Origin of the sequence: Streptomyces sp. NPDC050418, from assembly GCF_044458745.1 — a bacterium.
Classification (GTDB): Bacteria; Actinomycetota; Actinomycetes; order Streptomycetales; family Streptomycetaceae; genus Streptomyces.
Genome location: NZ_JBITIG010000016.1, coordinates 33,556 through 47,182, shown reverse-complemented (window position 1 = coordinate 47,182; position 13,627 = coordinate 33,556). Strand labels below are relative to the sequence as shown.

Below are 13,627 nucleotides of genomic sequence, written 5' to 3'. Positions count from 1 at the left end.
CGGGCGCCGTCTTTTATGGGCAGGTCCGGCCGTCGGCCCAACTTATGCGAACGCAGCACGAACCCCGGTCCGGCGGAACTGCCCGGACCGGGGTTCGTGGTGACGCGTACAACTAAGAGTCAAGCGCCGCGGCGCTGCGACGACGGCGGATCGGACTCTTCGTCCTCGTCCTCATCGTCGTCGTTGTACAGATCCGCGTACTGGGCGTACGGGTCGTCTTCCTCGTCGTCGTCCTCGAACGGCTCACCATTCGGCGGCTGCTGCGAAGTCGAAGCGCCCAGCTCGTTGGCCAGACGCGACAGGTCAGTCCCGCCGCTGCTGTACTTCAGCTGGCGGGCGACCTTCGTCTGCTTGGCCTTTGCCCGGCCGCGCCCCATGGCTCGACCCCCTTGGATATGGAGCTCTCTGGCCCCAGAGTCTTGACACGCGTTCATGATCAGGAACGGACTCTCCGTGGAGAGACCGTGCCGTAGGGCTTCAACGGTACCTGCTTCGGCGCCCATACGGTACGCCGCCCACAGGACGCGCCTGCTTGCCGCACCAGTGGGGAGCCCCGTCCCCGCTGGTCAGCCCCGATTTTAACCTGTTCTTCGCACGCGACCCGCCGACGGGCGTGAGGCTTGTCTCTCCGGTGACGGTATTCCGGACGCCTGGGCGCCCGGAACCCACCGTCCTACGAGGCCCGTGCCTCGGCCATCCGCTGCTCGGCGATCCGGTCCGCCGCGGCGGCCGGCGGGATGCCGTCCGTCCTGGCGCGATCGAATATGGCCAGCGTCGTGTCGTAGATCTTCGACGCCTTGGCCTTGCAGCGGTCGAAGTCGAAACCGTGCAGCTCATCGGCGACCTGGATGACACCACCGGCGTTCACCACGTAGTCGGGCGCATAGAGGATCCCGCGGTCCGCGAGGTCCTTCTCGACGCCCGGGTGCGCCAGCTGGTTGTTGGCCGCACCGCAGACGACGGAGGCCGTGAGGGCCGGGACCGTGTCGTCGTTCAGGGCGCCGCCGAGCGCGCACGGGGCGTAGATGTCGAGGCCCTCGACGCGGATCAGCGCCTCGGTGTCGGCGACCGACGAGACGGAGTCCGGGTGCTTGTCGAGAATCCTCCGTACGGATTCCTCGCGCACGTCCGTGATGACGATCTCGGCGCCCTCGGCGACGAGATGCTCCACGAGGTGGTGGCCGACCTTGCCGACGCCCGCGATGCCGACCTTGCGGCCGCGCAGCGAAGGATCGCCCCACAGGTGCTGGGCGCTGGCGCGCATGCCCTGGTAGACGCCGAAGGCGGTGAGGACGGAGGAGTCGCCGGCGCCGCCGTTCTCGGGGGAGCGGCCGGTCGTCCACCGGCACTCGCGGGCGACGACGTCCATGTCGGCCACGTACGTACCGACGTCGCAGGCCGTCACGTAGCGCCCGCCGAGGGAGGCGACGAAGCGGCCGTAGGCGAGGAGCAGGGCCTCCCGCTCGGCGCCCTGGATCTTCGAGGAGTCCCCGATGATCACGGCCTTGCCGCCGCCGTGGTCGAGTCCGGCCATGGCGTTCTTGTACGACATCCCGCGCGCGAGGTTGAGCGCGTCGGCGATCGCCTCGGCCTCACTCGCGTACGGGTAGAAACGGGTGCCGCCGAGGGCGGGGCCCAGGGCGGTCGAATGGAGGGCGATGACGGCCTTGAGGCCGGTGGCACGGTCCTGGCAGAGCACTACCTGCTCATGGCCGCCCTGATCCGACTGGAACAGGGTGTGCAGCACGTCGGCAGGGGCGCCGGTCACTTCGGTCACGGTGGTGACTCCCATGGATATTGCGGCGGTTGGAGCGGCTTCCTGTGGGTGGGGAGGCCGTTGGACAGCAGATTAGAACCTGTACGGCCTCTCCAGCACCGCAGTGCTGCGGATCACTCTCTCGCGAGGTGGTGCCGTGGGACGATTCGGAAGGGTTCCGGGCGGGTTCGCGCGGGGAGGGAGCAGGCGTGCCCAAGGTGTCGGCGGTGTGTGTCCCGTACACGTCCTATCTGCGGGTGTACGAGCCGCTGGCCGCGTTCCCCGAACCCGAGCGCAGTCACTGGGCGCGGTACGCCGAGCGCGAGGAGCGCCCCTCGTACCAGGACGAACTGCGACGCTCGCTGCGCGACTTGGTCTCCACGCCGCCCGTCCCCGTCCCCGTGCACGAGAGCAGTGACGCCTTCGTCCTGCAGATCGACGGGGTGCTGTGCGTGTGCCCCTGGCGCACCCGGCTGCGCGGCTGGCAGGCGCTGGGCGCGCTGGACGAGCAGCTGCCGAAGCCGGTGCTCGACGCCGTCCTGCCGCCGGTGGTCCGGCTGCAGGCCACACAGGACTACGCGTCGTGGCTGGAGCGCCATCCCGACGCCCGCCCCTGGATCCGCTCCGCGGTCTGGCAGGTCCCGCTGAGCTGGTTCGTCCTCTTCTCCGACGAGGAGCGGTGGTTCGAGGAGAAGCGCGAGGCGGCGGACACGGGCGCCGGAGCGCCCCTGCTGCGCTACCGCACGCCGATGGTGCAGGCCCGCCGACGGGTCGCGCGCGGGCTGCGGACGCTGCGGGACACCCTCGAGGAGGGTCCGCTGATCGACGGTCTGACGGATGTCGGGCGGTGGCTGGAAGAGTTCCATCCGCGTTCACTCGTGGAGCTGGACTACGGCGGCCTCGTGCACGCGCTGCCCTCCGACCATCTGGACGAGGACCACTCGGCCGCCGATGTCGCCGAGGGGATCGACGCGCTCCGTCAGGGCGACGGCGAGCGGGCGGGTCTCGCGTATGCACGACTTATGGAACGGTGGCGGGCCGTCCGCGCCCGGCAGTTCGCAAGCTGACCAAATCGGGGCATCTCGCCGTCACTCGGGTCTTTTGCGCATCTCGGTTGGGGCTATGGTCGGAGGACTGCGAGGACGTAGGTCCCGATCCGGGCCAATGGGTCAAGCGTGACGGACCGCACTTACATCACCCTTGCATCCTTCCCCTTGCTCCATGCCAAAATAGGACAAGGAGTCCGGGGAGGGCTCCATCCGCCCAACTGGGGGCGGAACACTCGGCATTGCACTCTGATTGGGGGGCCTGATGACTTCTGATCACGCTGTGACTGATCGTCACAATGACGTGACTGTCCGCTATGGCACGGTCCATCGGCTTCCGTCGGTGATGGACACCTGAGAGGGCAATTCCATCGGTTTGGCCGACGCGGCTGGACGGATGGTGTAGTTGTAGTGCCGAGGACAAGCCGTTCGTCCTATAACCGACTCGACCCGTGTCCGCCATATCGGGCAACGCGGGTCAAGGTGCAGAATTTAAAGGAAAGAACCGAGATTCATTCGGTTCTCCCGAGGAGGCCGCTCATGACCGCTCGCACCCCTGATGCCGAGCCGCTGCTGACCCCGGCTGAGGTCGCCACGATGTTCCGCGTCGACCCGAAGACGGTCACGCGCTGGGCGAAGGCCGGCAAGCTCACGTCCATCCGCACGCTGGGTGGGCACCGTCGTTACCGCGAGGCTGAGGTCCGCGCACTGCTGGCGGGTATTCCGCAGCAGCGCAGCGAGGCCTGAAACACCCCTTAGCTCCGCATCTGGGCCGTTCCGGGGCCCCCACCCCGGTCTCTGCCCGCATATAGCTCCATACGACACGGGCCCTGCCCCAACAGGTGCTCTGCCCAAGACATTCGGGTGCGTCGTCGATCGCGCTGGACTCCGCCGGGTCCAGCGCGATCTTTTTTGTGCGCTCACAGGGTGCTCGCGAGGGGCCTTCGGTGCGCCCCTGAGGGGGCTTGTTGGACTCTGGGGAGGCCGGGGGGTGAGGCCCCGATTCAGGCCCCGCGCACGTCCGTCAGGCAGGTGCAATTGCACATATTAAATTGACCTGTTGTAGGAGAGGTGTAAGTTCCGGCTTTCCGAAAACTCATCCGGTGACACCCGTCACACGGTGTGCCGCTTGTGGCATATGACGTGGCTGCGGTAGTGGAACTCGGCCTGCGCCACGTACAGGTGACCCTCCATCAGGGTCCCACCGGGCGGCACCGCACACAGGAAGCTTTGGTCATCCCGTCTCGGGACTTTCGTCCCGGGCAACGCAGAAGGCCCGCACCAACCGGTGCGGGCCTTCTGATCTGCTGTGCGGTCCTGACGGGATTTGAACCCGCGGCCTCCACCTTGACAGGGTGGCGAGCACTCCAAACTGCTCCACAGGACCTTGCTTTTGCGGCGCTCCGACCTGCGTTGCGCTGCGAGAAGGACTGTACAGCAGTGCAGGCCCGGCGGTCGAACTCACTTACCGCGACGGTCCCGCTACGGGGCCGCAGCGTCCACCGCCTTCACGATCCGCTTGTCGGAGATCGGATACGCCGTGCCGAGCGCGTGCGCGAAGTAGCTGACGCGCAGCTCCTCGATCATCCAGCGGATCTCCAGGACCTCCCGCGGCACCGGCCGGCCCTGCGGCAGCTGCTCCAGGAGCCAGGCGTACTCATCCTGCATCTCGTGCACCTTCTCCATGCGCGCGGTGTCGCGCTGCGCGGAGGTCGGCATCTGCTGCAGACGCCGGTCGGCGGCCACGAGGTAGCGCATCAGGTCCGGCAGACGGCGCAGCCCGGCGGCCGTGACGAAGCCGGGCTTCACGAGGGCGTCCAGCTGGCTCCGTACGTCCTGGAGGTTCGCGAGCAGCACCGCGCTGCGCGTGGCCTTCAGACGGCGCTCACAGGCCTGCCACGCGGCGAGCACCTGCTGCACCTGGCCGACCGTGTGCACGGTCGCGTCCACGAGGTCGGCGCGGACCTTCTCGAAGAGCTTGCGGTACGACTCCTCGTCCCACGCGGGACCGCCGAAGCCCTCGATCAGCTTGTCCGCGGCGGCCGTCACACAGTCGTCCACGAGCGCCGGGATCGAGCCGTGCGGGCTCGCGGAGAGCGTGAGCTTCTGCTGGTTCGTCAGCTTGCCGGAGGCGAACTTGGAGACGTTGACCGGGATGTTCAGGAGGATCAGACGGCGGGTGCCGCGCCACATCGCCTGCTGCTGCTCGGCCTCGGTGTCGAAGAGGCGTACGGAGACGGAGGTGCCGTCGTCCACGAGCGCGGGGTAGGCCTTCACGGGCTGGCCCGCGCGGCGGGTCTCGAAGACCTTCTGCAGCGTTGCGATCGTCCAGTCCGTCAGACCGGTCCGTTCGATCGACGGGCCGCCCGAGCGCTCCGCCGTCGCGGCCGCCGCCTTCGAGATGGCCTGGCGGGCCTTCGGCTTGAGCTGGAGGCGCAGGGCCTCCAGGTCCTTGGCCTCGGCGAGCTTCCTGCGCCGCTCGTCGACGATCCGGAACGTGATCTTCAGGTGGTCCGGTACGCGGGTGAGATCGAAGTCCTCGGCCGTGACCGGGACACCCACCATCCCCTTCAGCTCGCGCGCGAGCGTCACCGGCAGCGGCTCCTGCAGCGGCGTCGCCCGCTCCAGGAACGCCTTCGCATAGTTCGGCGCCGGTACGTAGTGGCGGCGGATCGGCTTGGGCAGGGAGCGGATCAGCTCGGTGACCACGTCCTCGCGCAGGCCCGGGATCTGCCAGTCGAAGCCCTCGTCGGTGACCTGGTTGAGGACCTGCAGCGGGATGTGGACGGTCACACCGTCCGCGTCCGCGCCCGGCTCGAACTGGTACGTCACGCGGAACTTCAGCGCGCCCTGGCGCCAGGAGTCCGGATAGTCGGCCTTGGTGACGGCCTCCGCGGACTCGCGGATCAGCATCGAGCGCTCGAAGTCGAGCAGCTCGGGCTCGTCCCGCTTCTTCGTCTTCCACCAGGAGTCGAAGTGCGCGCCCGAGACCACGTGCTCGGGAACCCGCTGGTCGTAGAAGTCGAAGAGCTCGTCGTCGTCGACCACGATGTCGCGCCGGCGGGCCCGGTGCTCCAGCTCCTCGACCTCGGTCAGGAGCTTGCGGTTGTCCGCGAAGAACTTGTGGTGCGTCCGCCAGTCGCCCTCGACCAGTGCGTTGCGGATGAACAGCTCGCGGCTCGCCTCGGGGTCGATCCGCCCGTAGTTGATCTTCCGCTCGGTGACGATCGGGACGCCGTACAGCGTCACCTTCTCGTACGCCATCACCGCTGCCTGGTCCTTCTCCCAGTGCGGCTCGGAGTACGTGCGCTTCACCAGGTGCTGCGCGAGGGGCTCGATCCACTCGGGCTCGATCTTCGCGTTGACCCGCGCCCAGAGCCTGGAGGTCTCCACCAGCTCGGCGGACATCACGAAGCGCGGGGTCTTCTTGAAGAGCGCCGAACCCGGGAAGACCGCGAACTTCGCCGACCGCGCACCCAAGTACTCGTTCTTCGCGCCGTCCTTCACGTCCTTCATCCCGATGTGGGAGAGGAGACCGGCCAGGAGCGAGAGGTGGACCTGCTGGTCAGGTGCATCGTCCTCGTTCAGATGGATGCCCATCTGCTTGGCGACGGTCCGCAGCTGCGTATAGATGTCCTGCCACTCACGGATCCGCAGGAAGTTCAGATACTCCTGCTTGCACATCCGCCGGAAGGAGCTTGAGCCGCGCTCGCGCTGCTGTTCGCGGATGTAGCGCCAGAGATTCAGATACGCGAGGAAGTCGGAGGTCTCGTCCTTGAACCGGGCGTGCTGCTGGTCCGCCTGGGTCTGCTTCTCGGACGGGCGCTCGCGCGGGTCCTGGATGGAGAGCGCGGCCGCGATCACCATGACCTCGCGCACACAGCCGTTCTTGTCGGCCTCGACGACCATGCGGGCCAGACGCGGGTCGACCGGCAGCTGGGCCAGCTTGCGGCCCATCGGCGTCAGGCGCTTGCGGACGTCCTTCTGCGTGGGGTCCAACGCATGCAGTTCCTGCAGGAGTTGGACGCCGTCGCGGATGTTGCGGTGGTCCGGCGGGTCGATGAAGGGAAACTTCTCGATGTCGCCGAGGCCGGCCGCGGTCATCTGCAGGATGACGCTCGCCAGGTTCGTACGGAGGATCTCGGCGTCCGTGAACTCCGGGCGGGACTCGAAGTCCTCCTCCGAGTACAGCCGGATGCAGATGCCGTCGGACGTACGGCCGCAGCGGCCCTTGCGCTGGTTGGCGCTCGCCTGCGAGACCGCCTCGATCGGCAGGCGCTGCACCTTGGTGCGGTGGCTGTAGCGGGAGATACGGGCCGTGCCCGGGTCGATCACGTACTTGATGCCGGGGACGGTCAGCGAGGTCTCGGCGACGTTCGTGGCCAGGACGATGCGGCGGCCCGTATGCGGCTGGAAGACGCGGTGCTGCTCGGCGTGCGACAGGCGCGCATAGAGGGGGAGTACTTCGGTGAACCTGTACTTCTTCTTCTCCAGCGCGTCCGCCGTATCGCGGATCTCGCGCTCACCGGAGAGGAAGACGAGGATGTCGCCCTTGCCCTCGCCCTGCAGCTCCTCGACCGCGTCGCAGATCGCGGTGATCTGGTCGCGGTCGGAGTCCTCGCTGTCCTCTTCGAGGAGCGGGCGGTAGCGGACCTCGACCGGATACGTACGGCCGCTGACCTCGACGATCGGGGCGTCACCGAAGTGCCGCGAGAACCGCTCCGGGTCGATGGTCGCCGAGGTGATGACGACCTTCAGGTCGGGGCGCTTGGGCAGCAGCTGGGCGAGATAGCCGAGCAGGAAGTCGATGTTGAGGGACCGCTCGTGGGCCTCGTCGATGATGATCGTGTCGTAGGCGCGCAGCTCGCGGTCCGTCTGGATCTCGGCGAGCAGGATGCCGTCCGTCATCAGCTTCAGATACGTGGCGTTGCCGACCTGGTCCGTGAAGCGGACCTTCCAGCCGACGACCTCGCCGAGCGGGGTGTTCATCTCGTCGGCCACGCGCTCCGCGACCGTACGGGCCGCGATGCGCCGCGGCTGCGTATGGCCGATCATGCCGCGCACGCCACGGCCCAGCTCCATGCAGATCTTCGGGATCTGCGTCGTCTTGCCGGAGCCCGTCTCACCCGCGACGATCACGACCTGGTGGTCGCGGATCGCCTCGAGGATCTCGTCCTTCTTCTGGGAGACCGGCAGCTGCTCCGGATACGTGATCGCGGGAAGGGCATCCCGCCGCTCCCGTATACGCGCGGCGGACTTCTCCGCCTCACCGGCGATCTCGTCGAACACGGCCTGCCGCGCCTCGGGCTTACGGATACGGCGGGCCCCCTCGAGCCGGCGGCCGAGGCGGTGGGCATCGCGGAGCGAGGTCTCGCCGTTCACGAGCTTGGCGAGATCGTCGAAGGAAGTAGACATACGGATTCCAGGATCTCACCCGCCGCTCGGCACTGGCGAACGCATTTCTGTCCGCTTTCCGGCGCCTGCGGCTTTGTGGCAGCTGTGTCCCCGTATCAGGACCCGACGGCCCCGTAGGGCACACTGGGCGTCATGTCCGCCGCCCCCGCCCGCCGCACCTACGCGGTGCCGCTGCTGCTGAGCCTGCTGCTCGCGGTCGTGGGTGTGCTGTGCGCGGCCGGGCAGAGCGCGGCCTCGGGCGGTGCCGCCTCGGTGGCGGCCACACAGGTCGTGGCGGTGGACCAGGACGGCGGTGTCGGCTGCGGCAAGGGCGAGACGGGCGAACAGGGTTCGCAGCCGTCGGCGCCCTCGCGCGCCGGATCCGCCGCGGAACTGGTGCCCGCGCCGCTCCCGGCGGCCGACGGGGCCTCGGTCCTCGACGGCACCTTCCTCACCGTCACCCCGGAGCGCGGTGCACCGCCGGGCGATCCGCCCACTCCCGTCACCCTCTCCGTGCTGCGCGTCTAGGTCCTGTCTGGAGTCCACCGCCTGCGCCCCGACGCCCGGCACGCACGCTCGCCGCACGGTGCCGCAGGACAGGTGGCTCCGCCACATGACCTGCGGCACCGCACGCCGATCGCACGCACCGAACGCCGCTGCGCCCGCGCTACGCGCGGACGACGGTGGACTCCAGACAGGACCTAGAGCGCCCTGCTGTTCCAGGGCCCTGCTCCCCGCGTTCGCACAGGAGAGACCTGCATGACCATCACCGCGCGGACCACCGCGCGTTCCTTCGTCACACCCGTACGCCAGGCGTACGGCGCCCTCGGGCTCTGGACGCCCCGCCGCTGGGCAACCGCCCTGGCCGCCGCAGTCCCGAGCGCGCTGCTGCTCGGGCTGCCGACCGACCTCATCCCCAACCCCGTGTTCGGCCGCGAGATACCGCCGACCTGGTGGAGCTACCCGGTGTTCGCGCTCTCGGCGCTGCTCGCCGGGCTGCTGATCGCCACGTACGTCCGCACGGGCCGCCCCCGGGAACGGGCCACGCGCCTCGGCTCGGCCGGCGCGGTCCTCTCCTTCCTCGCGGTCGGCTGCCCCGTCTGCAACAAGCTCGTGCTGCTCGCGCTCGGCACCTCGGGCGCGCTGACGATCTGGGCACCGCTGCAGCCGGCGCTCGCCGTGGCCTCCCTCGCCCTGCTCACCGTCGCCACGGTGCGCCGGCTCGCGGGCGAGATCGCCTGCCCGGCGCCCGCAGCCGCCTGACGCGTCCGACCTCCAGCCTTCCTTCTTTCCTTCCTTCGTTCCGTACGGGAGAACCCATGTCGTCGTCCAAGACCACCCCCACCACCCCCGCCCCGAAGCGGCGCAACCTCGCGATCGGCGCCTCGGTCGTCGCCGCGGCGCTGCTCCTCGGCTGGTTCTCGTACTCCGCGACCAAGCCCGAGGACCCGGCCGTGTCCGGCTCCGACAAGGTCGCCGACGTCTCACGGCCCGGACAGGCGGAGCAGGAGCAGAACGACACCTACGCGGGGCTTGCCGAGCTCGCGCGCCGCGACGCGAAGGACCCGCTCGCGCAGGGCCCGGCCGACGCGCCCGTCGTCCTCATCGAGTACGCGGACTTCAAGTGCGGCTTCTGCGGCAAGTTCGCCCGCGACACCGAGCCCGCGCTCGTCGAGAAGTACGTCGAGGAGGGGAAGCTGCGGATCGAGTGGCGCAACTTCCCGATCTTCGGCGACGAGTCGGAGGCCGCGGCGCGCGGTGCCTGGGCCGCCGGACAGCAGGGACGCTTCTGGGAGTTCCACGCGGCGGCCTACGAGGACGGCGCGAAGGAGAAGGGCTTCGGTGACGCACGCCTGAAGGCCCTGGCACAGGAGGCGGGCGTCAAGGACGTGGACCGCTTCGTACGGGACGCCGCGAGCGATGCCGCCCGCAAGGCGGTGACCCGCGACCAGGAAGAGGCCTACGGCCTCGGCGCGACCTCCACCCCGTCCTTCCTCATCAACGGACGCCCCATCGCGGGCGCCCAGCCGGCCGAAACCTTCACGCAGGCGATCGACGAGGCGCTCGCCGCGGCCGAGGACGCCAAGTGACGGCGGACATCGGCTACTTGGCGGCCTTCCTCGGCGGGCTGCTCGCGCTCCTCAGCCCCTGCAGCGCACTGCTCCTGCCCGCCTTCTTCGCGTACACGATCGACTCCCCGACCCGCCTGCTGGCCCGTACCGGCATCTTCTACCTGGGGCTGGCCACCACGCTCGTGCCCCTGGGCGCCGCCGGCTCCTACGCGGGCCGCTTCTTCTACGGCAACCGCGACCTGCTCGTCCTGGCCGGCGGCTGGCTGATCATCGCGCTCGGCGTGCTCCAGATCGTCGGCCTCGGCTTCGCCTCCCGCCGCATGGCGGAACTCTCGGGCCGCATCCGCCCCACCTCCGCCCTCTCCGTCTACGCCCTCGGAGCGGTCTACGGCCTGGCGGGCTTCTGCGCGGGCCCGATCCTGGGCAGCGTCCTGACGGTCGCGGCCCTGGGCGGCAGCCCGGCGTACGGCGGCGCACTCCTGGCCGTCTACGCCCTGGGCATGGCGGCCCCCCTCTTCCTCCTGGCCCTCCTGTGGGACCGCTTCTCCCTGGGCCGCCGACGCTGGCTCCGCGGCCGCGAACTCCACCTGGGCCGCCTCACCCTCCACACCACATCCCTGGCATCGGGCCTCTTCTTCATCCTCCTCGGCACCCTGTTCCTGGCCTTCGACGGAACCACGGCCCTGCCCGGACTCCTGGACGTGGACAGTTCGTTCGAGGTCGAGCAGTGGGCACGCGACCTGGGCCGCACGGTCCCGGACTGGGCGCTCCTGATGGCAGCGGCCGCGATCACGGCGGTGATCCTCGCGGTACGCGGGTGGCGTCGGCGCGTACGGGAGGGAGCGGCGGCCGAGGGCTAAACAAAGAGGCCCCGATCCGAGGATCGGGGCCTTCCTTGTGGCTGGGGCCGGGGTCGAACCGGCGACCTACCGCTTTTCAGGCGGTCGCTCGTACCAACTGAGCTACCCAGCCGAGAGATTCACGAGGAATCTCAGCGGTCCTGACGGGATTTGAACCCGCGGCCTCCACCTTGACAGGGTGGCGAGCACTCCAAACTGCTCCACAGGACCAAGCTGTTGCGCGACTAAGTGTCGCACAGTGTGTTGCGTGCCCCCAACGGGATTCGAACCCGTGCTACCGCCTTGAAAGGGCGGCGTCCTAGGCCGCTAGACGATGAGGGCTATCGGCCCGCCTGGGCGCTTCTCAGCGCGTCGGGGACGTGAGAAGCATATGGGATGGGGGGAGCTATCGCCAAAACGGTTTACGGGCCCCCGGCGGAGCGCGTGGCCGAGGGGGTCGGCGGGAGGGTCGGGGTGGGGGTCGCGCCTGGGGTGTTCTCCTCCGGGAGGTGGCGGCTGACCTCTGCTTTTGTGAGGCCGAGGCCGCCGAGGCGGATCTCGTCCCAGGCCTGGAGGCGACGGGTCTCACGGTCCAGGTAGAGGACCGAGGCGGAGATGGGGTCGGGTTCGGCGTCGGCGCCCTCGTTGTCGACCGCGCGCAGTCCGCTGCCGCCCGTCGATCCTTCGATACGGAGCCGGGTCCCGCGGTCCATGACCTCCATCTCCTGGTGGTGGACGTGTCCGGCGAGGACCAGCGGCACCGCCCCGTCGGTCTCGCGGGCGGCGACCGGGTTGTGCGCGACGGCGACGTCGACGGGGGTGCCGCGGGAGCGTTCGCGCCACAGGGCCGCGGCGAGGCACTGGCCTGTGGTGACTTCGGCCGGATCGCCTTCGGCTGCGACCGAGCGGTCCGGGGTGTACTGCGGGTCGCCGATGCCGGCGAGCCGCAGTCCGGCGACGTCCACCGCGTCTCCCTCGTCGAGGACATGGGTGTTCTTCAGGCGTTCCAGGTACTTCTGTGTGGACGTCGAGTCGTGGTTGCCGCGCACCCAGACGTACGGGGCGCCGAGGTCCTCGACCGGGTCGAGGAAGGGGTTCTCGGCGGCGCTGCCGTGGTCCATCGTGTCGCCGGAGTCGACGATCAGATCGATGTCGTACTGCTCGACGAGGGAGCCGATGATCTGCCACGCGGCCGGGTTGAGATGGATGTCGGAGACGTGCAGGAGGCGGATCGTGGCGGGGTCCGGCTGGTACGCGGGGAGCGTGGACGTGGCGTCGTAGAGCCGGGTCACGTTGGTGACGAGGCGCGCCAACTCCTTCTGGTAGATGTCGAATTCGGTGACGATGCTGCGCGCGTTGCCGACGAGGGACGGGGCCGAGGCGAGCAGGCCGGAGAACTTCGGTTCCAGGACCGACTTCGGGTTCCACGTGGCGTACGCGGACAGGCCCGAGGCCGCGAGCAGGGCGAGGGCCGTGCCGCCGGCGGCGAGGGCGCGGCGCGGGGTGCGGTAGACGGCGAGTCCGAGGATCGTGGCGCCGGAGACCACGGCGACGCAGGAGCGCAGGGCCAGGTCGCGGGTGCCGGAGACGATGTCCGAGGTGACCTCGTCCTGGAGTCCGGAGAAGCGCTCCGGGTGGTCGACGAGAGCCTGTGCGCGGTCCGGGTCGAGGCGGTCGACGTCCACGTCGAGGCGGAGCGGGGCGCGGTGCGACTGCAGTTCCAGGGCGCCGAGCGGCGAGACGTTGATCTTTGTGCCGCCGGAGACGGACGGCCGCAGCGTCATCTTGGTGTCCATCGGACCGACCGGGATCCGGACACTGCCCACGATCAGCAGGCCGAGCCACGCTCCGAGCAGGACGACGGCGACCATGCCGAGGGCGCGGGCGTACGGATGCGGCGGGTGGACGAGTTCGGTGACCGGGTGGGGATGGCGCGCACGGTAGTGCCGTACGAGAGCGCCCGGCACTCTTCGTACGCGGATCATGGCGGCGGCTATGTCGCGTGCCATCAGGGGCACGTATGCCCAGGGGAGCCGCCGCCCATGCGGGCCTTTGTCCTGTTGTGGCGGGTCCTGTCAGCCCCAGCCGAGCTCGTGCAGGCGCTCGTCGTCGATGCCGAAGTGGTGGGCGACCTCGTGGACGACGGTGATGGCGACCTCGTCGACCACGTCCTCGGAGGTCTCGCAGTAGCGCAGGGTCGGGCCCATATAGATGGAGATACGGTCCGGCAGCACCCCCGCGTACCACTCGCCGCGGTCGGTGAGCGGGGTGCCCTCGTACAGGCCGAGCAGTTCGGGGTCGTCGGCCGGGGGTTCGTCCTCCACGAACACCGCGACGTTGTCCATGACCCGGGTCAGTTCCGGCGGAATCCGGTCGAGCGCCTCGCTCACCAGCTCTTCGAACGCTTCACGTGTCATCTCCAGCACAGGGCCATTGTCCGTGAGACGGCCGGTTTTCGGGTCGGTCCGGCGCCCGGGCCGTGCACGGGCCCGCCGGAGTGCGTGTCCTCTTGCGGCGTAC

11 protein-coding genes and 4 tRNA genes are annotated in these 13,627 nt (G+C 69.3%); 6 read left to right on the top strand and 9 right to left on the bottom strand.

Annotated elements, in window-relative coordinates; all coding sequences use genetic code 11:
• Positions 1 to 119 precede the first annotated feature (119 nt).
• Together ACIBI4_RS31675 and ACIBI4_RS31670 are read right to left on the bottom strand one after the other, a co-directional pair.
• Entirely contained in the window at positions 120 to 377 is a 258-nt protein-coding gene (locus tag ACIBI4_RS31675; protein WP_399207626.1) for a DUF3073 domain-containing protein, read from the bottom strand.
• 296 nt (positions 378 to 673) lie between these two features.
• Positions 674 to 1,777 (bottom strand): Leu/Phe/Val dehydrogenase, encoded by a 1,104-nt coding sequence (locus ACIBI4_RS31670; RefSeq protein ID WP_399207625.1) that lies wholly within the window; start codon positions 1,775 to 1,777, stop codon positions 674 to 676.
• Positions 1,778 to 1,965: 188 nt separating this feature from the next.
• On the opposite strand from ACIBI4_RS31670, the gene ACIBI4_RS31665 reads away from it, so the two are divergent.
• Both ACIBI4_RS31665 and bldC read left to right on the top strand, forming a co-directional pair.
• Entirely contained in the window at positions 1,966 to 2,823 is an 858-nt protein-coding gene (locus tag ACIBI4_RS31665) for a hypothetical protein (protein WP_399207624.1), read from the top strand.
• Between the two features lie 519 nt (positions 2,824 to 3,342).
• Complete coding sequence (bldC, locus tag ACIBI4_RS31660) at positions 3,343 to 3,549, top strand: developmental transcriptional regulator BldC (RefSeq protein ID WP_003949541.1); 207 nt, start codon at positions 3,343 to 3,345, stop codon at positions 3,547 to 3,549.
• A 565-nt stretch (positions 3,550 to 4,114) separates the two neighbouring features.
• On the opposite strand, the gene ACIBI4_RS31655 is transcribed toward bldC, so the two are convergent.
• Positions 4,115 to 4,189, bottom strand: a tRNA-Asp gene (locus tag ACIBI4_RS31655).
• A 95-nt stretch (positions 4,190 to 4,284) separates the two neighbouring features.
• Positions 4,285 to 8,217 (bottom strand): ATP-dependent RNA helicase HrpA, encoded by a 3,933-nt coding sequence (hrpA, locus tag ACIBI4_RS31650; RefSeq protein WP_399207623.1) that lies wholly within the window; start codon positions 8,215 to 8,217, stop codon positions 4,285 to 4,287.
• 132 nt (positions 8,218 to 8,349) lie between these two features.
• Here hrpA and ACIBI4_RS31645 point away from each other — a divergent pair, with 132 nt between their 5' ends.
• The 4 genes from ACIBI4_RS31645 (at position 8,350) to ACIBI4_RS31630 (ending at position 11,128) form a co-directional block, all read left to right on the top strand.
• Entirely contained in the window at positions 8,350 to 8,724 is a 375-nt protein-coding gene (locus tag ACIBI4_RS31645) for a hypothetical protein (protein ID WP_399207622.1), read from the top strand.
• A gap of 231 nt (positions 8,725 to 8,955) precedes the next feature.
• Positions 8,956 to 9,459 (top strand): hypothetical protein, encoded by a 504-nt coding sequence (locus ACIBI4_RS31640; protein WP_399207621.1) that lies wholly within the window; start codon positions 8,956 to 8,958, stop codon positions 9,457 to 9,459.
• A 56-nt stretch (positions 9,460 to 9,515) separates the two neighbouring features.
• A complete protein-coding gene (locus ACIBI4_RS31635; RefSeq protein WP_399207620.1) occupies positions 9,516 to 10,286 on the top strand; it encodes a DsbA family protein in 771 nt (256 codons plus the stop codon).
• Positions 10,283 to 11,128, top strand: coding sequence for a cytochrome c biogenesis CcdA family protein (locus ACIBI4_RS31630; protein WP_399207619.1), 846 nt, complete (start codon positions 10,283 to 10,285; stop codon positions 11,126 to 11,128). Before ACIBI4_RS31635 ends, ACIBI4_RS31630 begins: the two co-directional genes overlap by 4 nt.
• 38 nt (positions 11,129 to 11,166) lie before the next feature.
• Here ACIBI4_RS31630 and ACIBI4_RS31625 read toward each other — a convergent pair.
• From ACIBI4_RS31625 to ACIBI4_RS31605, 5 genes are all read right to left on the bottom strand, one after another.
• A tRNA-Phe gene (locus ACIBI4_RS31625) sits at positions 11,167 to 11,240 on the bottom strand.
• A 23-nt stretch (positions 11,241 to 11,263) separates the two neighbouring features.
• Positions 11,264 to 11,338, bottom strand: a tRNA-Asp gene (locus tag ACIBI4_RS31620).
• Between the two features lie 38 nt (positions 11,339 to 11,376).
• Positions 11,377 to 11,449 (bottom strand) — tRNA-Glu (locus ACIBI4_RS31615).
• 80 nt (positions 11,450 to 11,529) lie between these two features.
• Positions 11,530 to 13,116 carry a metallophosphoesterase gene (locus ACIBI4_RS31610; RefSeq protein ID WP_399207618.1) on the bottom strand — a complete coding sequence of 529 codons (1,587 nt, stop codon included), beginning with the start codon at positions 13,114 to 13,116 and terminating at the stop codon, positions 11,530 to 11,532.
• A gap of 66 nt (positions 13,117 to 13,182) precedes the next feature.
• The gene (locus ACIBI4_RS31605) at positions 13,183 to 13,533 is read right to left on the bottom strand and encodes a metallopeptidase family protein (protein WP_399207617.1); all 351 of its coding nucleotides are present in this window, start codon (positions 13,531 to 13,533) and stop codon (positions 13,183 to 13,185) included.
• Positions 13,534 to 13,627: the final 94 nt, after the last annotated feature.